Genomic DNA, 21,993 nt, shown 5'->3' with positions numbered 1-21,993 from the left:
GTCAGCAGACCGACTCAACCCAAGGGTGAGGTGGAGCCATGCGAACCGACTTCGATGTCGTCGTCCTGGGAGCCGGGCCGGGCGGCTATGTGGCCGCGATCCGGGCCGCCCAGCTGGGCCTGCGCACCGCCATCGTGGAGGGCCGGTTCTGGGGCGGTGTCTGCCTGAACATCGGCTGTATCCCGGCGAAGGCGCTGCTGCGCAACGCCGAGGTGGCCCAGCTGATCCTGCACGACGCGGAGAAGTTCGGCGTGAAGATCAGCGGCGAGGTGGGCCTGGACTACCGCGCCGCCTACGAACGCAGCCGGGTGGTGGCCGACGGACGCGTCAAGGGCGTCGGCTATCTCATGCGCAAGAACAAGATCGAGCAGTTCGAGGGGCAGGGCACCTTCCTCGACCCATACACCCTGCAGGTGCGGATGCGGGACGGCGAGACGACGCTCTCCTTCCGCTCCTGCATCATCGCGACCGGCTCGACCGTGAAGCTGCTGCCCGGGACGACCCTGGGCCGTCGCGTCGTCACCTACGAGGAGCAGATCCTCTCCGACAGCCTCCCGTCGAGCCTGGTCATCGCTGGTGCGGGCGCCATCGGCATCGAGTTCGCCTACCTGCTGCGGTCCTACGGCGTCGAGGTCACGCTGGTGGAGTTCCTGGACCGGATCGCACCCCTGGAGGACGAGGAGGTCTCCGCCGAACTCACCCGGCGCTTCAAACGGCAGGGCATCCGCGTGATGACCTCGACGGCGGTGCAGGCCATCGAGGAGACCGAGGACAACGTCCGGGTCACCGTCCGGCAGGGCGACACGGAACAGCTCCTGGAGGCGGAGAAGGTCCTCCAGGCCACCGGCTTCCAGCCGCGCACGGCCGGCTACGGACTGGCCGCCACCGGGGTACGGCTCACCGATCGCGGTGCCATCGACATCGACGGGTACTGCCGTACCAGCCAGCCGCACATCTACGCCATCGGCGATGTCACGGCGAAGCTGATGCTGGCGCACACCGCCGAGGCGATGGGCATCGTCGCCGCCGAGAGCATCGCCGGCGCGGAGACGATGGAACTGGACTACCGCATGATCCCGCGGGCCACGTTCTGCCAGCCGCAGATCGCCAGCTTCGGCTGGACCGAGGCGGAGGCCCGCGCCGAGGGCTTCGACGTCCGCGTGGCGAAGTTCCCCTTCACGGCCAACGCCAAGGCCCACGGCCTCGGCGACCCGGTCGGGTTCGTGAAACTGGTGAGCGACGCCCGCTACGGCGAACTCCTCGGCGGCCACCTGATCGGCCCGGACGTGACCGAGCTGCTGCCCGAGCTGACGCTGGCTCAGAAGTGGGACCTCACGGTGACCGAACTCGCCCGCAACGTCCACGCCCACCCGACGCTGAGCGAGGCGGTCCAGGACGCCCTGCACGGACTCGCCGGACACATGATCAACCTCTGACGACGGCCCTCGGGACCCGAGTTCGCGTGTGTCCGTGTCCGTCGCCGTCGCCGTCGCCGTCGCTGTCGTAGGAGACGGCGACGGCACGGACACACCGTCCGGGGCCGCTAGGGGCGGACGTACGGCCGGGTGATGATCTCCATGTTGTGGCCGTCCGGGTCCTCGAAGTAGGCGCCCCGGCCGCCGAACAGGCCGTTTATGCCCCCGGGTCGGGTGTGGTGGGGGTCGGCGTAGTAGGTGACACCGTCCGCCTCCAGCCGGGCGATCATGCCGTCGAACCGTTCCTCGGGCACGAGGAAGGCGTAGTGCTGGGACTGGATCGGCTCGTCCCGCTTCTCGTAGTAGTCGAGCGTCACGCCGTTGCCGAGGTCGACGGGCAGGAACGGCCCCAGTGGGGCGCCGACCCGCAGGCCCAGGACGGTGGCGAGGAACTCGGCGGACCGGTGCCGGTCACTGGCGTAGACGGCCGTGTGGTTCAGCTGGACGGCGGCCACCGACGACTCGGCTTCGTGCGGGTGCGTCTGGTCATGCGGGTGCTTCTGGTCAAAGGACAAGGGAGTCTCCGGTCTGGTGATCTGCTGGGGCCGGGCGCCGTGTACGGGGCACACGGGCGCCGGTGGCGAAGACGCGGAGAAGACGGCGGGCCTCTGGCCCGCCTCGGGCTCACGCCGAGGCCGGGAACCTCACTCGTGCATGGCCCATGGCCGACCCGGCAGTCACCCGGCCGACCCTAGTGACCGTCACGGGCCGGAGGCAAGGGAGTTACGTGCGATGACGGACGTCCGTGCCCGCCCGGCGTGCGGTCTGGCCGTACCCGCTCGGCGGCCGGCGCCGCGCGCACCGCGCCGCGCCGGCGGTCGAGTTCCGCATAGCGTTCCCGCACGCCCCGCCGGCGGCCGGACCCGCGGTGAACACATACGCCTCGCTGTCGTCGAGGCTCCTGCCGGGCACGCGATGCGCACCCTCGTGAAGAAGGGCGAGCCGGCCGCTCTGGAGCTGGTCGGTTTCCACGGCAGCGGCGAGGACCTGAAGGTGGTGGGTCCGCTGCTGGCGGAGACCGATGTCCCCCTGGGCGGAAACCTCGTCTTCACCGCGCGCATCACCAACGTGTCGAACAGGCCCGTGTCCCTCGCCGTCGACTACGTCGTCCATCACCTGAAGGCGAACGGGAAGCCGGCGCCCAAGGTGTTCAAGCTCGCCAAGCGGGAGCTGGCCCCCGGAGAGTCGGCCGACGTGACGCGCAGCCACTCGTTCCGCCCCATCACCACGCGCGTCTACTATCCGGGCGCCCATGCCGTGCAGCTCCAGGTCAACGGGCACCGCTTCGACATGGCGGATTTCCAGCTCCTGAAGGCCGAAGAGCCGCCGGCGCGCGGATCGCGGGAATGATCTCGGGCCCGCCGGTGGTTTCGATGACGGTCGTACTATGACGTGACCGTCCCGAAGCCACCCCGAGGAGCCACCGTGGCCCGCCCCCGTACCGCCGCCCGCACAGTGGAGCACCCCGAGCTGTCGGAGGTCTCGCTCCAGCAGGTGCTGGAGGCGCTGGTGGATCCGGTACGGCGTCTGGTGGTGACGCAGCTCGTCCGTGCGGGCGAGGACCTGACCTGCGGGACGTTCGAGGCGCCTGTGTCGCTCTCGACGCTGACCCACCACTTCAACGTGCTGCGCGAGGCCGGCGTGATCCGGCAGTACTACGTCGGGACGGCCAAGATGAACACGCTCCGCGCCGACGAGATGGAGCAGCGCTTTCCCGGCCTGCTGACGGCCGTGCTGGCCGCCGCTACCGCGGAGGAACGGGCGCGCGAGGTCTGAGGCGGGCGACGGACACATGTTTCGACGGTGCTCAAGATGTGGCGGCTGTCGAAGCCTGGGGCAGGGTGGGTGACGGCGTCGCTCATCGGCCCGCGGACGCGCGGTCGAGCTGTACCCCGGCCGGGTGCGGGGCGCCGGCCGCGGTGAGCCGGACGGCGCCCTCGTTCCGTACCGCCGGCGGCTTCCGAGCCCCCGGGCCCGCCCACGGTGCGTTGCCCCGACGGCCGTCAGTGCCCCGCCCGTGCCGCCATCCGGGCGGCGGCGTCGTAGATCAGCCGGGCGTGCAGTTCGAAGAGGGCCACCAGATCGGCGGATCCGCCGCTGACCTCCGCGTGCACGAACAGGCCGTCGGCACCGGCTACGGCATAGGTCGCCAGGGTGTGCACGTCGGCCTCGTCCAGGGCCGGGAAGAGGGTGGCGATCACCTCGGCGATCCGCTGGTGGGAGATCTCCCGGACCTGGAGGAAGACGGCACGGCCACGCGGCTCGGTGGGGCGGCGCTCCAGGGCGAGCATGAGGCCGAGGCGCAGGAAGTCCGGTGCGGCGACGAGCGACCTGGCCACGTTGGCGGCCATCAGGGTGACCCGTTCCAGCGGCGTGCCGACCGCCTCGCCGGGGAGTTCGACGGCCGTGAGCCAGGTCTCGAAGCTGCGCTCGATGACGGCGGCGATCAGGTCGTCCTTGTCCTTGAAGTGCCAGTAGATCGAGCTGGCGGGCAGGCCGCACTTGGCGCTGACGGCGGCGATGGAGGTGCCGTCGTAGCCGCGTTCGCCGGCGATCTCCACCGTGGCGTCGAGGATGCGCTGGCGCGACTCCACCCCGTTCGCACGCTTTCTGCGTGTCGTCTGCGGCCCGGTCATCGCTGCGCCTCTCGGGAATCCTGGCGGCCCGTGCGGGGGCCGCCTCTGAAGTGTCCACTCTAATTGGAGCATTCCCTACGCCAACCGTGGATCAGAGGTGCCCCAGCTGCGCCTCCATGGCCCCCACCAGCCGGTGCAGCGCCTCGGTCACCTGCTCGCGGTCCTCTCCCAGGCCTGCCAGCAGGCCGATCTCGATGGCGAGTTGCCGGGGAAAGAGGTCGTCGACCGCTTTGGCTCCGGCCTCGGTGATGGTGACCAGGGCGGCGCGCCGGTCGGCGGGATTGGGGGTGCGGGCGATGAAGCCGCGTTTCTCCAGCTTGCCGAGGGTCTTGCTGACGCCCGCCCGGGACAGCCCCAGCCGCTCGGCCAGGCTGCGGGCGATGAACGGCCCGGTCGCGTGCCGGAGGGGGATCAGCATGTCGACCTCGGGTGCGGTGAGGGCGGCGCCCGCGTAGAGGGGTTCCACGGCGCGGTTGAGCAGGCCCGTGGCGTGTTTGAGCAGGCCGACCAGCTCCATGGGGGAGGTGTCCAGGTCGGGGTTGTGGGCGGACCACTGGGCGCCGACGTCGGCGGCGGAGGGGGTGGACGAGGGGGAGGGGGAGGGGGAGGCGTGAGTGGGCATGCGGCTCGTCTTCTCGTTCGATATTTGTTAGCTGGTGAACTATCGGTTACCTTTATTTCCATGGTAGCTCCGTCATCCTCGCGCAACGGCTCCGACGCCGTCCCCGACACCACCGGACCAGCGCTTTCGGGCCGTACGGCCACCGCCCTGATCGCCGTGCTCGGCGCGCTGACCGCTGTCGCCCCGCTCGCGACGGACATGTACGTCCCCGGCTTTCCCGCGCTGGGAGAGGCGCTCGGAGCGAGCAGCTCGGCCGTGCAGCTCACGATGACCGCGTTCCTCGCCGGACTCGTCGTCGGTCAGCTGGTCATCGGCCCGCTCAGCGACGGGCTCGGCCGGCGCCGGCTGCTGACGGCCGGGACGGCAGGATTCGTCGTGTTCTCCGTCGCCTGCGCCGTCGCCCCGAACATCGGCGTCCTGACCGGCGCCCGCTTCCTGCAAGGCGTGGCCGGTGCGGCGGGCATGGTGCTGGCCAGGGCCGTCCTCACCGACCGCTTCCACGGACCCGAACTGCCGCGCTACTTCGCGGTGTTGTCGCAGGTGATCGGTGTGGCACCGGTCGCCGCGCCGGTGCTCGGCGGGGCCGTCCTGGCCGTCTCCACCTGGCGGACCGTCTTCGCCGTGCTGGCCGTGCTCGGCGTGCTGCTCCTGCTCGCCGTGGTGCGGGCGGTGCCCGAGTCGCTGCCGCCCGAACGGCGTCACGACGGCGGACTCGCCAGCACCTTCCGGGCCATGGGCGCACTGCTGGCCGGCCGGACGTTCATGGGCTACGTCCTGGTCGTCGCCCTCGTCTCGGCCGCGATGTTCACCTATATCAGCGGCTCCAGCTTCGTCTTCGAGAACCTCCACGGGGTCTCGTCGACGACGTACTCCCTGATCTTCGCCACCAACGCCGTCGCCATGCTGGCCGGCGGGGCGACCTTCGCCCGCCTGGCCGGGCGTGGCACACGCCTGAACACGATGCTCTCGGCCGGAGTCGGTATCGCCCTGCTGGGCGCGCTCGCCCAGGTCCTGCTCCTGCTGACCGCGGGCGAGACCCTCGCGGGAACCTGGATCACCCTGTTCGTGACCGCGGCAGGCATCGGCCTGGTCTTCCCGAGCGCCATGAGCATCGGCCAGACGGTCGGCCGTTCGGCACCGGGCGCCGCCTCGGCACTCCTGGGTGGCCTCCAGTTCCTCTTCGGCGCCCTGGCCGCACCGCTGGTGGGGGTGTTCGGGGAGGACAGTTCCCGGCCGATGGCGGTCATCATGCTGATCTCGCTGGTGGCGGCGGCGCTGGCGCTGATGGGCCTGGCCAGGCCGTGGGAAGGGAGCGGGGAACCGGTACCGGCGTAGCGACGGACGGCCTTGCCGGATCTCCCGCGACCTGCCTCGATGTCCCGGGAATTCCCGCGCAGGTGCGCAGTTGTTGTGCACCGGGCGTGGGGCGGGGGAGGGCCGGGTGACCGGGAGGCCAGTCCGGCACGGTCCGCGACCGCGTGCGGCAGCCGGCCCGGTGTCGTCCGCGACCGCGTGCGGCAGCCGGCCCGGTGTCGTCCGCGACCGCGTGCGGCAGCCGGCCCGGTGTCGTCCGCGACCGCCGTGCGGCAGTCGGCCCGGTGTTGCCCGCGACCGCGTGCGGCAGCCGGCCCGGTGTCGTCCGCGCCGCGCGCGGCAGCCGCGCCGGTGTCGCCGATGAGCCGCCTCCGGTCGGCGGCCACGGACAGCCGCCGGTCCCACCCGGCTCACTCACTCACGAGAAGGGTGCCGGGCCGCCCGCCGGGCCCCGGCAGTGGTGGTCCCGATCGGCCCGCTGAGCCGGCTGCCCCTGCACAAGGCGGGCCGACATGACGGCAGCCGACGACATCTCGCCGGCCGTGGCCAGGGAGTTCTACGACCGCATCGCCCCCCCGGCGGGCCCACTCGGCCGACAGGAGTCCCGCCCTCGCGCCGTATGCGGCTCCGCACCAGGTGCGGGCCGAACATCCTGGCCGGGAGGAGCGGTTCGGGGCGTTCATGCACATCGGGGCATGACGGCCACGACCGGTCCCCGGCGCCCGCCCACGGGCGACGCCACACCCGCGAACGCGCCGCTTCGCCGGATCGCCGGACTCGCCGAGGTCCCGGAGCCGGTCTGGCCGCGCGCTTCCCGCCCGGACGGAGTGAACCCGTTCCGTCCGAACTCCGAAGCGCGGCACGGAGCTTCCCTGGACGCTCCCCACCTGCGGCTCAGCACGGATGTCCGCACCAGGGGTTGACAGGAAGCTGCTCACGCCACAGCCTTTGGCAACGTTGTCATTCTGCTCGGTGCGGGGTGCGCAGAGCCGCTTCGGCTCACCCCGCCGCTTTTTGATGGGACGTCAGATTCATGACCGATCAATCGGATCCGTGGCGCAATCCGTCGCGGCGGTCCATAGTGGCCGCGGGCTCCACCCTGTTGGCCGGGTTCGGACTCAGCTCGTCGCTCCCCGCCTCGACCGCAGCCGCCGCCACGGGCCGACCGGCACAACCCGGCTCGCCTCTCGAACTCGCCGTCAACCGGCCCGTCTCGGTCTCCTCGACGGCCTACGCCCCCACACCCGGATCCTTCGCGGTCGACCGGCTCACCGCACGCGGCGTGCGGGGCAGCGGATGGCGGGCGGAGGCCGGCGACCCGCAGTGGATCACCGTCGATCTGCAGGCCGCGTGCAAGGTCACCTGGATCCGCCTGACCTTCGAAGCCGACGCCGCGGACCCGGTGTTCACCCCGCCCACCAGCGGAAACCCGGCCGACGGCACCACCGGCAAGGAGATCCTGTCGAGCTACGCGGTGGACTGCGTGGTCGAGACCTCCCTGGACAAGAAGTCGTGGACGAGTGTCTACCGCACCACCGCCGGCACCGGCGGAGCCGTGGACATCCAGCTTCCCCGCCCGGTGTCGGCGCGCTGGGTGCGCATGACGTCCCGCAAGCGCTCCAGCCCCCTGCCCCTCGGACTCAACGGCTTCGAGGTGTACGGCACCCCCGACGGGCACCGTCCCACGGCGACGGGCTGGACCGACTGGGGCACCCGGCACGGCGAGGCGCCCAGGCTGACCGTTGCCGACGACGGCACGGTGCCGGTGGAGTCCGGCTGGCGGCTCACCCTGGACGACTGGGCCGGCGCCGACGGTCCCGGTCTGTCGAAGACCTCCGTCGACACCAGCCGCTGGCTGCCCGCCACCGTCCCCGGCACGGTCCTCGCCTCCCTCGTGGACCAGGGCAAGCTGCCGGACCCGGTCGCGGGGCTGAACAACCTGCACATCCCCGAGGCGCTGTCGCGGCACTCCTGGTGGTACAAGCGGGACTTCGAGCTGCCGCACGGCCTGCGCACCGGCTCCGGCCGCAGGATCTGGCTGGAGTTCGACGGCGTCAACCACCAGGCCGACGTCTGGCTCAATGGCGAGCGGGTCGGCGACCTGACGTACCCGTTCGCCCGCTCCTCGTACGACGTGACCCGGCTGCTCGCCGCCGACGGCGCGAACGCGCTGGCCGTCAAGATCACGCCGATGCCGGTGCCCGGCAGCCCCGGCGACAAGGGCCCCCTGGGCGAGTCCTGGGTGGACGCGGGCGCCCAGCAGATGAACCTCAACTCGCCCACCTACCTGGCCTCCTCGGGCTGGGACTGGATGCCGGCCGTCCGCGACCGTGCGGCCGGGATCTGGAACCACGTCCGGCTGAGATCCACCGGGCATGTCGTCATCGGCGACCCGCGCGTGGACACCGTCCTGCCGAAGCTGCCGGACGTCTCGGTCGCCGAGCTGACGATCGTCGTCCCCGTCCGGAACGCCGACTCCACCGACCGCCGTGCGACGGTCTCCGCGGCCTTCGACGGCATCCGGGTGTCCGAGGTCGTCACCGTCCCGGCCGGCGAGAGCGTCGACGTGGTCTTCGCCCCCGACGCCTTCGGGCAGTTGCGGCTGCGCGACCCCGAACTGTGGTGGCCGAACGGCCTGGGCGAGCCGAACCTGCACGACCTCACGCTCACCGCGTCGGTCGACGGTACCGAGAGCGACCGGCGCACCACCCGCTTCGGCATCCGCCAGTTCGGCTACGAGTACGAGGTGCCGCTGCCGTTCACGGCGTCCGGCGACTCCTACCTCCAGTCCGTCACCTTCGACCGGCAGCAGGCCCGGTACGTCCGTGTCAACTGCCGGACACGGGCCACCTCTTGGGGCAGTTCCCTGTGGACCCTGGCCGTGCGGGACAGCACCCGGCCGGCCACGGATCTCGCCCTGCACGCCCCCGCCGACGCCTCCAGCACGGACGGCGACGACCACGGCGCGGCCAACGTGACCGACGGCGATCCGGGCACCCGCTGGTCCTCGGCGTACGAGGACGACCAGTGGATCCGCGTCGACCTGGGCTCGGCACAGTCCTTCGACCGGGTCGACCTCACCTGGGAGCAGGCGTACGCCAAGGCCTTCGTGGTGCAGGTCTCCGCCGACGGCTCCGAGTGGACCGACGTGAAGGCGGTGGACAACGGAGCCGTGCCGCTGCCGTTCAGCAACGGCGACGCCAGCCTCCAGGTCGAGGACTTCGACCAGCGGACGGCCCGCTACATCCGTATCAACTGTGGTCTGCGCAACACCAGTTGGGGTAACTCGCTGTGGTCCCTGAGCGTCGTCGACCGCGCCGTCCCCGGCACCGACCTCGCCCTGCACAAGACGGCGAAGGCCTCGACCGAGGAGTCCGACCATCCCGCCACGCAGGCCACCGACGGTGACGCGGGCACCCGCTGGTCGTCGCAGTACGAGGACCACCAGTGGATCCAGGTGGACCTGGGCTCCGCGCAGAAGTTCGACCGGGTGGCGATCGTCTGGGAGACGGCGTACCCGAAGACGTACGTCATCCAGGTCTCCGACGACGGCGAGCAGTGGACCGACATCAAGTCCGTGTCCAACACGCCCGATCCGCTGAAGATCTCCGTCAACGGCGTACGGGTGCTGGTCCGCGGCGGCAACTGGGGCTGGGACGAACTGCTGCGCAGGATGCCGCCGGAGCGGATGGACGCGGCGGTGCGGATGCACCGCGACATGAACTTCACCATGATCCGCAACTGGGTCGGCAGCAGCGACCGGGAGGAGTTCTTCGCCGCCTGCGACCGGCACGGCATCCTCGTCTGGAACGACTTCCCGAACGCCTGGGCCATGGACCCGCCGGACCACGACGCGTTCAACTCGACCGCGCGGGACACTGTGCTGCGCTACCGCATCCATCCCTGCGTGGCCGTCTGGTGCGGGGCGAACGAGGGCAACCCGCCCGCCGCCATCGACAAGGGCATGCGCGAGGCCGTAGAGCAGCAGGTTCCCGGCCTGCTCTACCAGAACAACTCGGCCGGCGGCATCGTCACCGGCGGCGGGCCCTACGGCTGGGTCGAGCCGGAGAAGTACTTCGACCCCGACACCTACGGCAGCAAGGACTTCGGCTTCCACACCGAGATCGGCATGCCGGTGGTCTCCACCGCGGCGAGCCTGCGCAACATGACGGGCGACGAGCCCGAGTGGCCCATCCGCGGCGCCTGGTACTACCACGACTGGAGCGAGCGCGGGAACCAGGCGCCGCAGAACTACAAGGCCGCCGTCGAGTCCCGCCTGGGCGAGGCAGCAGGCCTCGACGACTTCGCCCGCAAGGCGCAGTTCGTCAACTACGAGAACACCCGGGCCATGTTCGAGGCGTGGAACGCCAACCTCTGGGACAACGCCACCGGTCTGATGCTGTGGATGTCCCACCCGGCCTGGCACAGCACCGTCTGGCAGACCTACGACTACGACTTCGACGTCAACGGCACCTATTACGGCGCCCGTTCCGCCTGCGAGCCGCTGCACGTCCAGGCGGACCCGGTGAAGTGGCGGGTCCTGGCGGTCAATCACACCCGCGCGGACCTCAAGGACGCCACCGTCACCGCCCGCCTGTACGACCTGTCCGGCCGGCAGCTCGGCAGGAGCAGGACCGCCCGGGTGGACGTGGCACGGGCCACCACGACGGAGGCGTTCACCGCCGGCTGGACCGACGACCTGCCCGACCTGCACCTGCTGCGGCTGACCTTGGAGGACGCCCACGGCAGGGAGCTGTCCCGCAACACCTACTGGCGCCACCGCGAACCCGCCGCCATGCAGGCCCTCAACAAGGCCAGGCAGGTGAACGTGTCCGGCTCCATCGGGCAGGTGTCCCGTGCCGGCGACCGCCACGAACTGACCGCCACCGTCCGCAACCACGGCTCGGCCGTCGCCGCCATGGTCCGGCTGTCCCTGGTGGACGAGGCCCTTGGCCACCGGGTGCTGCCGACGCTCTACAGCCACAACTACCTGTGGCTGCTGCCCGGCGAATCGCAGACCGTCACTCTGTCCTGGCCGTCGGGGGCCCTCCCCTCACGCCGTCCGGCGCTGATGGTGGAGGCCTACAACAGCCGCGTCACGACGATCCGCCCCTGACCGAGGGACCGCGCGTACCCGCCGAGGGCACACCGAACGGCCCTCGGCGGGTACGCGCGTGCAACGCTCGGCGACACCTCCGACAGTCCCCCCCGGTTCTCTGGGTCTCGGCCGCCGAGCGGTCACCCTCCGACGAAGCTCACTGTCTGCGTCATGTCCGCCCGTCCGGTGCGCAGTCGGGGCACGCCTTCGCTCTCGAATCCCACCGCGACACCGCAGAACAGCACGAGATCGTCATCGGCCCCGACCACCTGGCTGACGGTCTTGCGGAACATGGTCCACATCACCTGAGGACAGCTGTGCAGCCCTTCCGCCCTCAGCAGCAGCATGACCGTCTGCAAGTACATCCCCGCGTCCCCCCACTGCCCCGGCCCCATCGTCCGGTCGAGGTAGCAGAACAGGACGACCGGAGCCCCGAACGCCTCCGAGTTCAGGGCGGCGATCCTCCTGGGTCTGTCCGGGTCGTCGCGCTCGATGCCCAGCGCCTGGTACCGCTGGGCGGCCGCGGCGGAGAACCGGTCCAGATACGGCGAGACCAGTTCGGCCGGGTACATCGGGTACTCCCGTTCGTCACCCGGGTCTCCCGCCAGTGCCCTGGCCGTCGCACGTCCCTTCAGTTCGGCCAGCGGCTCGCCGGTCACGACATACACATGCCACGGCTGCAGGTTCCCACTCGACGGAGCCCGCGCCGCCGTGGTCAGAACCCGTTCGAGTACCTCCTTGGGCACCGGCCGACCGCTGAACGCCCGCACGGCCCTGCGGCTGTTCACGGCTTCGTACACGTCCACGTCTTCTCGTCCTCTCGTCCAACGACAGCCACCTCTCTGCTCATTTCAGCGCACGCCGGCACGCGATCCGCCACCGCCCGCCTCCCTCGGTACCGGAAACGCCGTACCCGCGACGAGCAGGCGCTAGCCGTGGTCGACGGACTCCCGGGTCGACAGATCGGCATGGCGGAGGTGCCCCGGGGTGTGGTCGCCCAGCGTGAAGTCGTAGCGGAGGACGGAGCCCGGTTCCAGCAGCCGCCGTTGGACCTGCGGCTTTCTGCCGGGGGACGAGGCCACGATGGTGAGGTGTCCCTCGGGCAGCCCTGCCACGGCATAGGTGCCCTGGGCGTTCGTCGCGGTACGCACCAGCTGCCGGCCTCTGTCGTCCATGACGGTCACCGCGGCGTGCTGGAGCGGCTGCCGCGCACCGTCGCGGACGGTGCCCGCCAGCGTCGGCACCGGTTCGCCGAAGTGGTGGTGGGCGGGCATCGCCGTGGGTATCGGACTCTCCAGGGACGGGTCGTCCACCGGTGGCTCCGCCTCCTTGTACTGCTTGTTCCCGCCGCGGTGCCGGGCGGCTGTGCTGTGGTGGCGCCAGGCGTCGAGGCCCATGAGCCCGATGCCGGCGGCGATCCACGCGCACAGGACGAGGACGGGCTTGCGGACTCCTGCCCCGTGGAAGTACAGGACTCCCCTCAGCGCGTCCACCGCGTTGCCGAGCGGCATCACGGTATGCACGTGCTGGAAGAACGTCGGCAGCATCGCCACCGGGGCCACCCCGCTGGTGGGAGTGCTCAGCACGATGAACAGACCCATCCCCACCCCGGGGAAGAACTGCTTCGTGAAGGGCGCCATGCCGGTGCAGAACGTGGCCACCGCCGTCGTGAGGAGGAACGCCGTCGCGAGGGCGGCCGGGTCGTTCGGCAGATAGCCGAGGTCGACCCCGACGAGGTCACCGGCGACGGCGAAGACACCGGCGACGCCGACGATCGTCATCAGCTTCCTGCGGCGGTTGAAGGTCGCCGCACGCAGCAGGGTCGTCGCGAGCAGGTACCCGGGGATGTTCCAGGCGGTACCGAAGTAGACCAGGGTGGTTCCCGTCAGATCCTTGGCGGCGGTGGGTGCCACATCCCTGAGGGTGAGCGGCTCGCCGTTCGCGGCGGCGAGCCCTGCGAAGTCCTTGCCCAGCGCCTGGAGGAGGGACGTCCCGTTGGCCTTGGCCACATAGAGCACCGGATGGTGGCCGGTGACATATCCCGCCACGGCACTTCGGTCCAGCACCGCCTGGCGGGCGGCCCGTGCATCGGCCACGGAGGTGACGTCGAACCCTCCGGGGTAATGACGGTGCAGCGCGGCCTCGGCCTTCGCCTCCGGAGTACGGCCGGCGACCACCACGTCGGCGTGATGCGGTTGCGGCGCGTGCAGGGCGGGGGCGAAGCAGAACAGGAAGCCCAGGAAGAGTGTCACCGGGAACCACAGGGTCTCGGCGAGGACTCTGGACGACGACGTGCCCTGTCCTTCGCTACGGGCCCTCACCTGCCCGACCCGCCCACGGCGCCGTGGGCCGTGGCGGACGGCTTCACCGCGGCCCCGGCTTCGCAGCGACGTGCGCACCCGTCCACTCGGACTCGCGGCCCGGCTCAGGGAGGAGACGGCCGCCCTCCACAGCCGAGCGGGCGGGGCTGTCCTGGATGACCACCAGCACGGTTTCCGGATCCACCTGGGCGATCCGTGAGACGGCTGCCGCGAGCTCCAGGGCGAGCCGGCTGGTGTTCTCCTGCGGATGACCGCGTCGCGCCCAGCCGTTGATCAGGAGGGGCGTGCCCGGGGTCCCGCCGACGAACACGTTGTCCCGCGGCAGCTCCGGGAACACGGTGTTGACGTAGGCCGGTGGGACATGGTTGATCACCGCGTGGATCCGCGTGATCTCGGTGGCGAGCGCGGCCTTGGTCTCCGTTGTCAGCGTGCCCTGCGCGGTGGTGCAGGTGTAGAGGGGCATGTCGTCTCCGGTGAGGTGAGGTGAGGTGAGGGTGGGGCGGGCTCTGCCGGTTGCCCCGAACTGGTCGCGGTGAGCGGTCAGTTGTCGTAGTCGGTGAGGGTCCTGAGGTCGTTGACGGAGTAGGCGAGGTGGAACCGGAAGCCCTTGCCGGTTCGCCGGACGGGGAGGTCGGCGAGCTCTTCCCCGCGGGCCGGGAGGAAGTCCAGCTCGCCGGTGCCGATCCAGGCCTCGGTGATGCTCACGTCGTCGAGGAGCGCGAGGACCAGTTCGTGAACGGCGGGCTTGTCGTGCTGTCCGGCGGCGAGGCGGGGGAAGTGCCGGAGGTTGACCACGGGCCGGTTCATGAGGGCGGCGGGGTCGCCGAGGGGCTGTTCGAGGGTGACGCGGGCTTCGGCTATGCGCTGGCCGGCACTGGAGGCGGTCGCGCCGAACCGACCGCCCTTTCCGACCGGCGGGGTGGCGGGGTTGCCGACGGGATAGGCGCGGGTCTGGTGGACGACACCGAGCTTCTTGGGGAAGCCCTGGACCCAGCCGCGGGCCATGGCCGCGTCGTTGTCGACGTAGATGTAGGGGCACCAGGCGACGGGCATGTCGTCGTAGCGCGCGTCCAGGGTGGTGAGGAACTCCCGGTACTGGGAGCGGGCGGGGTCCAGGTACTCCTGGCCCGTGGCGGAGTACTGCCAGTCGATGAACATGGCCACGCCACGTCCAGGCGTGTCCGGGTCGAGAGCGAGACCCTCGGGGAGCGTCGCCTCGGCCGCACCGGGGTCGGTGAAGAACTCGACGCCGACAACGGTTCCGGCGTAGTGCCACGGCGGAGCCGGCGCCAGATTGGCGGTCCCGCGGGGAGAGAGGGGCAGGGTGTAACCCTTCACAGCAGATTTCCCTTCCATGCTCGATACGATACGTACCGTTTCATATGGACACCAGGACGCTAACACGTCTTGACCCGAAAACGAAACGGTACGTATCGTTGCGGTCATGGGACTCGCATTCACCTCGGATCCGGCGGCCACCCCGCGCTCGGCCCCCAAGATCCTCGACGCCACCAGGGACCTCCTGGCCGCGCAGGGCTACTCCACCCTCACCATCGAGGGGGTCGCGGCGGCCGCGGGCGTCGGCAAGTCGACCATCTACCGCTGGTGGCCGAACAAGGAAGCGCTCGTCGCCGACGCGCTCGCGGAGGTGTTCCGGGCGGAGGAGATCCCCGACCGGGGCGACACCCGCGCGGAAGTGCGTGAGGCGGTCGACATGACGATCCGCAACTACGCCAACGAGGACCTGGCCGCGTCACTGCCCGCGCTCGCCGCCGGCCTGCTGCCCCACCCCGAGCTCATGGCCCGCTTCCGGGAAACCTTCCTGCGACGCAAGCGGCAGAACATCGACGTCGTGCTGCGCCGGGGGATGGAGCGGGGTGATCTGCCGCCCGACCTCGACACCGAACTGGTGCAGGACCTGTGGGCCGGGGCCATCCTCTACCGCCGGCTCATGATCGGGTCGCCCCTCGATGACGACCTGGCCGAACGCCTGGTCGAACTGGTGACCCACTCCCCGGCAGCGGCCCTGTCCCGCCGTCCCCCCGCCTCGTCCGACTGAGCGACTCGGCCAGGAGGCTCCAACCGCCAGATGTCCGCGTCCCCTGCAATGCGGCTCGGGCCTGTGCGAGTTCCGGCCGGGGTGGCGCCTATGAAGCCTTCTGAGTGCGCTGCCTCGCCCGGTGGGCTCGCAGGTTCGCCGCGTTGCCGCAGACCTTGACGTCGTGCCAGACCCCGCTGTTGTTGCGTGACCGGTCGAAGAACGCAGTCCCGCACCGGTCGTTCCGGCACACTTTCAGCCTGTGCCAGGTGCCCGTCCGCTGGGCCTGGAAGACCTCGATGAGGGCCAGGGCCGCCACCCGCCGCCAACCGGTGCCGCGCGGCACCGGGCGCACCTGCCCGTCCTTGCCCAGCTCCATCACGACCGCCGCGATGTGCAGCGGCGGCAACGGGTCCTCCTCGCCCTGCGTCGCCGCCCGGCGCAGGGCGTCGCGGAAGGCCCGGAGTTCCTCGTGGTCGTGCGGGGCGAGCTCGATACCCGCTGCGTGTCCGCCTGTGGCCTTGTTCCACTCTGCCAGTGCCTCATCGAGCCAGGTCTGCGCGTCGTCCGGCTCCGCGAGGAGGTCGCTCGTGCGTGGCTTTCCGGCGGAGATGGTGTTCATGAGGTCCTGCACGAAGGCGAGCCCCTCCGGTGCCGGTCCCGTGTCGTAACGCATCGTGGCCGGCCAGCTCATTGCTCTCAACTCTCCACGCGGGCGCATCCTTGGCGACATAACCATAACATCTTTGCTTCTTATCTCGGGCTTCTGCGCCACCGGCGCGAAACGGTGTGACGCCGACCGGCGGCTCCGCCGGATGCCGGAGGTGGTGCGTCCGCCGCTCCCGGCAGCGCGGCGTGCGGGAGCCCGGGTCTGGCTCCATCCTGGAGGGGCGGGCAACGAGGGGGTGCGGCAACGGAGGGAGTGGTGGCGATGCGGACCGTCGTGGACCTCACACGCTGCCAGGGCTATGCACAGTGCGTCTTCCTCGCACCGCAGGTGTTCGAACTGCACGGGGAGGAGGGGTTGCTGTATGCCACGGCCGTCCCCGACGACCAGGTGGACCGGGTGCGCCAGGCCGTGGCCGCGTGCCCGGTGCAGGCGATCCTCCTCGGGGAGGAGGTGAGCGACGGTGCCCGGTGACCTCAAGGACGGCCGTATCGTCATCGTCGGCGCGTCGCTGGCGGGGCTGCGGGCCGCGGAGGGACTGCGCGAGGAGGGTTTCACCGGCTCGGTGACCGTGGTCGGGGACGAACCCCACCCGCCCTACGACCGGCCGCCGCTGTCCAAACAGGTGCTGCTCGGGCAGGCGACGGCGGAGACCACCGGGCTGCCGATGCGCCACGATCCGGACGCCGAGTGGCGGCTCGGGGTCCGTGCCGCGGGCGTGGACATGCTCGCCAAGCAGGTGCTGCTGGAGGACGGCGAGCCGCTGCCGTACGACCGGCTGCTGATCGCCACCGGCACCCGCGCCCGGCCCTGGCCCAACCCCGAGGAAGCCGCCCTGGACGGAGTGTTCACCCTGCGCACCCGCGAGGACGGCGGGGCACTGGCCGAGCGGCTGGCCGCCGGGCCGGAACGGGTACTGGTCATCGGCGGCGGCTTCACCGGCTCGGAGATCGCCTCCGCCTGCCGGGAACGCGGGCTGGCCGTGACCGTCGCCGAACGCGGCCCCGCGCCTCTGGTGGGCGCCCTCGGCGGCACCCTGGCGAAGCTCGCGGCCGTCATGCAGCGCAACCACGGCGTCGACCTGCGGACCGGGGTGACGGTCACCGCCCTGCACGGGAACGGGGCCTTCACCCACGCGCAGTTGTCCGACGGCAGCCGCGTCGACGCCGACGTCTGCGTCGTGGCGCTGGGCGCGGTCCGCAACGTCGAGTGGCTGTCGGAGTCCGGGCTGGCGGCGGGCCCGCGCGGGATCGCCTGCGACGCCGGCTGCCGCGCCTTCACCATGTACGGGATCGTCACCGACGACGTCTTCGTGGCCGGTGACGTCTCCCGCTTCCCGCACCCGCTGTTCGGGTACCAGATGCTCTCCCTGGAACACTGGGGAAACGCGGTCGAGCAGGCCGCGGTGGCGGCCCACAACATGGTCAGTCCGGGTCCGCTGCAGCGCCCGCACCTGGCCATCCCGACGTTCTGGTCGACCCAGTTCGGGCTCAACATCAAGTCGGTGGGCGTGCCCACCTACTCCGACCACGTGGTCATCGCCCAGGGCTCGCTGGAGGCGCGCCGCCTGGCCATGGTCTACGGCTACCAGGGGCGGGTCACCGCCGCGGTCACCGTCGACATGGCCAAGTCGCTCGACTACTACCGGCAGTTGATCGAGACGGCCGCTCCGTTCCCGCCTCCGCCGGGTGCGGCGGACCGGGCGACCGCGGCCGACGTCCCGATCCCGTCCGACGTGCCGGATCCTTCCGTGCTCTCCCACGGCCCCACCGTGGCGCTCACCGGATACCTGCCCGACCGCCGACTGGCCGTGGTGCAGCCGACGCGCTGACCCGCGTCCCGTCCACGACTCCCTCCACGAGGAGCCACCATGGACTCCGAGACCCTGCTGACCCGGATCACCGACTACGCCAGCCGCCCCAACCCCTACCCGCTGTACGCGGAACTCCGGGAGGCCGGCCCCGTGGTGCGGCAGGCGGACGGCAGCTGCCTGGTCGGCGGCTACCACGACATCGCCGCTCTGCTCCACGACCCGCGGATGAGCGCCGATCCCCGCATCCGCGGCCGAGTCACGCACAAGCCGCCGTTCCTGCGGCTTGACGACCCGGAGCACCACAGGCTGCGCACGCTGGCCATGCGGCCCTTCGGGCCCCCGCACAGCCCGGGCCATGTCGACGCCATGCGCGGCGAGATCGACCGGATCACCGAGGAACTGCTGAAACCCTTCGAGGCGGGCCGGCAGATCGACCTCGTCGACGACTTCGCGTACCCGCTGCCCGTCACGGTGATCTGCCGCCTGCTCGGCGTGCCACGCGAGGACGAGCCGCTCTTCCGGGCCTGGTCCGACGCGCTGGTCGCGGCAGCCGACCTCAAGCCCGAGGACGACGACTCCGCCGGGACGCACGAGGCGGGCGACCAAGCGCGGATCGAGCTGGGCGGGTACCTCGTGAACCTCGCCGAACGGCGCCGCGGCGCCCCGGGCGACGACCTGCTCTCCGCCTTCGTCAACGAGCCGGACCCGGCCCTGCGGCTCACCCAGGAGGAACTCGCCGAAACCGCGATGCTGTTGCTCATCGCGGGACACGAGACGACGGTCAACCTGATCACCAACGGAGTGCTCACGCTGCTGCGCGGCCCCGAGCACCTGGACCACCTTCGCCGCGACCCCGGCCTGCTGCCGCGGACGGTGGAGGAACTCCTGCGCTACGAACCCCCGGTCCACATGCGCGAGCGCGTCCCGCTCACCGACATCACCGTCGCCGGCACCACGGTCGCCCGGGGCACCTCCGTCATCCTGGCGCTGGCGTCAGGCAACCGCGACCCCCGACGGTTCGACGATCCCGACCGGTTCGACCCCACCCGCCCGGACAACGAACACCTCGGCTTCGGCAGTGGCATCCACCTGTGCTTCGGCGCACCGCTCGCCCGCGTGGAGGCCCAGACCGCGCTCGGCGCACTGCTCCCCGTGCTCGGCACGGCAAGCCTGGTCCAGGACCCGCCTCCCTACCGCCAGAACGCCATGCTGCGCGGCCCCCGCCACCTGCCGATCCAACTGTGAAGCCCCTCCCACCCCCTCCGGGCCGGTAACTTCTGCGCGGTGACCTTGAGGGAGACGCAGGGCCTCACGTCGATGACCGACGGGGCGCGGTTGTGCTGGACGGCGCTGGGGGACACGACTCGTCAGCCGCCCGTGGTGATGCTGCACGGCGGCCCGGGTCTCCCGGACTACCTGGGTGAGGTCGCCTCGATGGTGGCGGACCTCGCGCCCGTGTACCGATATGACCAGCGTGGCACCGGCCGGTCCCCATGGCGGGGGGCCCATTCCCTGGCCCGGCATGTCGAGGATCTCGCCGAGTCACTCGATGCCTGGGGTGTGCCCGAGGCCGTGTTGATCGGGCACTCCTACGGCACCGATCTGGCGAGCCGGTTCTGCCTGGCGCACCCGGACCGGGTGGCGGCGGTCCTGCTGATGTGCGGGCCGTTCGTGGGCGATTGGCGTGCCGGGTACCGGGCGGAGCGAGAGCGCCGTATGTCCGCCGCGCAGCGGGAACGGCTCCGCGAGTTGGAGGAGTTGCCGCACCGCACGGAGGAGCAGGAAACCGAACTGCTCACGCTGGCCTGGTTCACCGACCACGCCGATCCCGGACGCGGGTGGCGCCGGGCAGCGCGCGATGCCCGCCGGCGCCGCCCGGTCAACTGGGTGATGAACGACGAGCTCGGCGCGGCGGAACGCGCGGACCCGCTCGATGGGCACCTCGCCGAGCTGCGCGCCTGCCTGCCCGCGCGAGCGGAGCTCCTCGGCGGGAGCGACGACCCCCGTCCGCTGTCGGCCCTCGAATCACTCGCGCGCCGACTCGCGCTTCCGCTGACCCGGATCGGGAGTGCGGGACACGAACCCTGGTCGGAGCAGCCTGACGCCGTGCGCGCGCACCTCCGGCGATTCGTGGAGGGAACCCGGGCCCCTTAGGGGCCTCGGCCGGCTCGCCGACGGGCCCCTTGCGGCCATGGGCGCCGTGGCCAGGTCCGTCCGTGACCCGAGCCGGTCCGTCGCGTCCCGGTCGCGGCCGCCGGATCGTGGCGGCCGCCGGTGCGGCCGCGTCGCCGGTGATGGTTACTCCCGGCTGCCGCTGGTGGTGGCGAAGCGTCTGCGGTAGTGGGTCGGGGTCGTGCCCAGGTGGCGGGCGAAGGCGCGGCGGAGGGTCTCGTCGGTGCCCAGACCGCTGTGCTGCGCGGCCGAGGTGACGCTGTGGCCCTCGAGGAGGAGTTGCTGGGCACGGTCGAGACGGACCCGTTCGACCCAGCGCGCGGGCGTGGTGCCCAGTTCGGCGCGGAACAGCCGGGTCAGATGGCGGGGGCTTACGGCGGCGGACGCCGCCAGGGCGGGCAGGCTGTGGTCGGCGGTCGGGTCGGCGAGCACGGACGCGATCAGGGTACGGAGGAGGTCGTTGCGGGCCGGTGGGGTGGTGATGGCGGTGGAGAACTGGGACTGCCCGCCCGGGCGTTGCATGAAGACGACCAGTTCGCGGGCGATGTCCCGGGCCACGCCGGCGCCGTGGTCGTCCTCCACCAGGGCGAGGGTGAGGTCGATGCCCGCGCTGATGCCCGCCGAGGTGACGTAGCGCCCGTCACGGATGTGGATGGCGTCGGGCTCGACCCGGACCCGGGGGTAGCGGCGGGCGAACGTGGCCGCGTGGCGCCAGTGGGTCGTCGCACGGCGGCCGTCGAGCAGGCCCAGCTCGCCCAGCACGAACGCGCCGGTGCACACGGAGGCGACCCTGCGCGCCCGCTCGGTGAGTTCGCGGGCCGTGGCCAGCAGCTCGTCCTCGATCGGCCGCTCGGCCAGCCGGTCGCCGCCCGCGACCAGGGCCGTGTCGACCGGTCCGGTGTCGGCCGCCCGGACCGTGCCGGTCAGCGCCAGCCCGGCGGACGTGGTGACCGTGCCCCCCTTTGGCGAGACCAGCACCAGCTCATAGGGGTCGGCGAGCCGGCCCGCCTGGTGCAGCACCTCCGAGGGACCGCTGACGTCGAGCATGGTCACGCCCTCGAAGACCACGAAGCCCACCCGATGTGCCATGTCCCAATCCGTGGTTTTCCTGGCAGCAGTGACATGGCCAAGCCTACGTCCCCCGGCGGACCCTGGAGGTACATCACCCATTCGGTATGGAGGCTGAGGACGATGAGCGAAGAGATCGCAGGCGTACGTATCCCGGACACCGCCCTGGTGCGGGAGGCCACGGACATGGTGCGCGATGTCGCCACCCCGCTGGTGTTCGACCACTCCCGGCGGGTCTTCCTGTGGGGCTCGCTGCGCGGCCGGGCCCTGGGGCTGACCTTCGACCCCGAGCTGCTCTACGTGGGGGCGATGTTCCACGACCTCGGGCTGACCAAGAGCCTGCGCCGCACCGACCAGCGTTTCGAGATCGACGGCGCCGACGAGGCCCGCCGCTTCCTGCACGCCCACGGCATCACCGGCGAGCCCGCCGACCGGGTCTGGACGAGCATCGCCCTGCACACCACCCCGGAGATCCCGCTGCACATGGCACCCGAGATCGCCCTGGTGACACGCGGGGTCGAGCTGGACGTCCTGGGCATCGGCTACCACGAGGTCACCGACGAGCAGCGCGCCTCGGTCGTCGCCGCGCACCCGCGCCCGGACTTCAAGAACCAGATCCTCGCCGCCTTCACCGAGGGCATCCAGGACCGCCCCGACACCACCTTCGGCAACGTCAAGGCCGACGTACTGGCCCACTACGTCCCCGGCTTCCGCCGCGGCGACTTCGTCGAGGTCATCAAGGGCTCCGCCTGGCCCGAGTGACCGGGCC

At 71.3% G+C, this 21,993-nt stretch carries 20 protein-coding genes; 11 read left to right on the top strand and 9 right to left on the bottom strand.

Going from position 1 to position 21,993, the window contains the following annotated elements; all coding sequences use genetic code 11:
* Positions 1-38: 38 nt before the first annotated feature.
* On the top strand, positions 39-1,436 hold the full coding sequence (gene lpdA / locus ACGFZQ_RS34890; protein WP_393843713.1) for a dihydrolipoyl dehydrogenase: 1,398 nt from the start codon (positions 39-41) through the stop codon (positions 1,434-1,436).
* Positions 1,437-1,543: 107 nt separating this feature from the next.
* Here lpdA and ACGFZQ_RS34885 read toward each other — a convergent pair whose 3' ends face one another.
* Positions 1,544-1,930 (bottom strand): VOC family protein, encoded by a 387-nt coding sequence (locus tag ACGFZQ_RS34885; protein WP_351734871.1) that lies wholly within the window; start codon positions 1,928-1,930, stop codon positions 1,544-1,546.
* A gap of 460 nt (positions 1,931-2,390) precedes the next feature.
* Here ACGFZQ_RS34885 and ACGFZQ_RS34880 point away from each other — a divergent pair, with 460 nt between their 5' ends.
* The gene (locus ACGFZQ_RS34880; RefSeq protein WP_393843712.1) at positions 2,391-2,825 is read left to right on the top strand and encodes a hypothetical protein; all 435 of its coding nucleotides are present in this window, start codon (positions 2,391-2,393) and stop codon (positions 2,823-2,825) included.
* Between the two features lie 75 nt (positions 2,826-2,900).
* Entirely contained in the window at positions 2,901-3,251 is a 351-nt protein-coding gene (locus ACGFZQ_RS34875; RefSeq protein WP_393843711.1) for an ArsR/SmtB family transcription factor, read from the top strand.
* A gap of 227 nt (positions 3,252-3,478) precedes the next feature.
* On the opposite strand, the gene ACGFZQ_RS34870 is transcribed toward ACGFZQ_RS34875, so the two are convergent.
* Positions 3,479-4,111 carry a TetR/AcrR family transcriptional regulator gene (locus ACGFZQ_RS34870; protein WP_393843710.1) on the bottom strand — a complete coding sequence of 211 codons (633 nt, stop codon included), beginning with the start codon at positions 4,109-4,111 and terminating at the stop codon, positions 3,479-3,481.
* Between the two features lie 91 nt (positions 4,112-4,202).
* Positions 4,203-4,733, bottom strand: a complete 531-nt coding sequence (locus ACGFZQ_RS34865) for a MarR family winged helix-turn-helix transcriptional regulator (protein WP_393843709.1) — start codon at positions 4,731-4,733, stop codon at positions 4,203-4,205.
* A gap of 60 nt (positions 4,734-4,793) precedes the next feature.
* On the opposite strand from ACGFZQ_RS34865, the gene ACGFZQ_RS34860 reads away from it, so the two are divergent.
* Together ACGFZQ_RS34860 and ACGFZQ_RS34855 are read left to right on the top strand one after the other, a co-directional pair.
* Complete coding sequence (locus ACGFZQ_RS34860; RefSeq protein WP_393843708.1) at positions 4,794-6,068, top strand: multidrug effflux MFS transporter; 1,275 nt, start codon at positions 4,794-4,796, stop codon at positions 6,066-6,068.
* Between the two features lie 1,012 nt (positions 6,069-7,080).
* Positions 7,081-11,163 (top strand): discoidin domain-containing protein, encoded by a 4,083-nt coding sequence (locus ACGFZQ_RS34855; RefSeq protein ID WP_393843707.1) that lies wholly within the window; start codon positions 7,081-7,083, stop codon positions 11,161-11,163.
* Between the two features lie 122 nt (positions 11,164-11,285).
* Here ACGFZQ_RS34855 and ACGFZQ_RS34850 read toward each other — a convergent pair whose 3' ends face one another.
* The 4 genes from ACGFZQ_RS34850 to ACGFZQ_RS34835 all read right to left on the bottom strand — a co-directional run bounded on the left by ACGFZQ_RS34850 (position 11,286) and on the right by ACGFZQ_RS34835 (position 14,822).
* A complete protein-coding gene (locus ACGFZQ_RS34850) occupies positions 11,286-11,951 on the bottom strand; it encodes a nitroreductase (protein WP_393843706.1) in 666 nt (221 codons plus the stop codon).
* A gap of 123 nt (positions 11,952-12,074) precedes the next feature.
* Positions 12,075-13,466, bottom strand: coding sequence for a carboxypeptidase regulatory-like domain-containing protein (locus tag ACGFZQ_RS34845; protein ID WP_393843705.1), 1,392 nt, complete (start codon positions 13,464-13,466; stop codon positions 12,075-12,077).
* A gap of 43 nt (positions 13,467-13,509) precedes the next feature.
* Positions 13,510-13,929, bottom strand: a complete 420-nt coding sequence (locus tag ACGFZQ_RS34840; RefSeq protein ID WP_393843704.1) for a tautomerase family protein — start codon at positions 13,927-13,929, stop codon at positions 13,510-13,512.
* A gap of 77 nt (positions 13,930-14,006) precedes the next feature.
* Complete coding sequence (locus ACGFZQ_RS34835; RefSeq protein ID WP_393843703.1) at positions 14,007-14,822, bottom strand: acetoacetate decarboxylase family protein; 816 nt, start codon at positions 14,820-14,822, stop codon at positions 14,007-14,009.
* Positions 14,823-14,910: 88 nt separating this feature from the next.
* Here ACGFZQ_RS34835 and ACGFZQ_RS34830 point away from each other — a divergent pair, with 88 nt between their 5' ends.
* Positions 14,911-15,525 (top strand): TetR/AcrR family transcriptional regulator, encoded by a 615-nt coding sequence (locus tag ACGFZQ_RS34830; protein ID WP_393843702.1) that lies wholly within the window; start codon positions 14,911-14,913, stop codon positions 15,523-15,525.
* Positions 15,526-15,613: 88 nt separating this feature from the next.
* Here the strand turns inward: ACGFZQ_RS34830 and ACGFZQ_RS34825 are convergent, their stop codons facing one another.
* The gene (locus ACGFZQ_RS34825; protein WP_393843701.1) at positions 15,614-16,198 is read right to left on the bottom strand and encodes a CGNR zinc finger domain-containing protein; all 585 of its coding nucleotides are present in this window, start codon (positions 16,196-16,198) and stop codon (positions 15,614-15,616) included.
* A 237-nt stretch (positions 16,199-16,435) separates the two neighbouring features.
* Between ACGFZQ_RS34825 and ACGFZQ_RS34820 the strand changes: the two genes are divergently transcribed.
* From ACGFZQ_RS34820 to ACGFZQ_RS34805, 4 genes are read left to right on the top strand one after another with little or no spacing between them, the layout of a single operon-like run.
* Positions 16,436-16,645, top strand: coding sequence for a ferredoxin (locus ACGFZQ_RS34820; protein WP_351734647.1), 210 nt, complete (start codon positions 16,436-16,438; stop codon positions 16,643-16,645).
* Positions 16,635-18,002: an NAD(P)/FAD-dependent oxidoreductase gene (locus ACGFZQ_RS34815; RefSeq protein WP_393843700.1), complete on the top strand. Its 1,368-nt coding sequence runs from the start codon at positions 16,635-16,637 to the stop codon at positions 18,000-18,002. Before ACGFZQ_RS34820 ends, ACGFZQ_RS34815 begins: the two co-directional genes overlap by 11 nt.
* Before the next feature lie 39 nt (positions 18,003-18,041).
* Positions 18,042-19,229, top strand: a complete 1,188-nt coding sequence (locus ACGFZQ_RS34810) for a cytochrome P450 (RefSeq protein ID WP_393843699.1) — start codon at positions 18,042-18,044, stop codon at positions 19,227-19,229.
* Positions 19,230-19,268: 39 nt separating this feature from the next.
* Positions 19,269-20,138: an alpha/beta fold hydrolase gene (locus ACGFZQ_RS34805; RefSeq protein WP_393843698.1), complete on the top strand. Its 870-nt coding sequence runs from the start codon at positions 19,269-19,271 to the stop codon at positions 20,136-20,138.
* Between the two features lie 144 nt (positions 20,139-20,282).
* Here ACGFZQ_RS34805 and ACGFZQ_RS34800 read toward each other — a convergent pair whose 3' ends face one another.
* Positions 20,283-21,245 carry a GlxA family transcriptional regulator gene (locus ACGFZQ_RS34800; protein WP_393843697.1) on the bottom strand — a complete coding sequence of 321 codons (963 nt, stop codon included), beginning with the start codon at positions 21,243-21,245 and terminating at the stop codon, positions 20,283-20,285.
* Positions 21,246-21,347: 102 nt separating this feature from the next.
* Between ACGFZQ_RS34800 and ACGFZQ_RS34795 the strand changes: the two genes are divergently transcribed.
* A complete protein-coding gene (locus ACGFZQ_RS34795) occupies positions 21,348-21,986 on the top strand; it encodes an HD domain-containing protein (RefSeq protein WP_351734657.1) in 639 nt (212 codons plus the stop codon).
* Positions 21,987-21,993 lie beyond the last annotated feature (7 nt).

Source organism: Streptomyces sp. NPDC048254, assembly GCF_043201895.1.
Taxonomy (GTDB): Bacteria; Actinomycetota; Actinomycetes; order Streptomycetales; family Streptomycetaceae; genus Streptomyces.
This window is presented reverse-complemented; position numbering and strand designations above follow the sequence as displayed.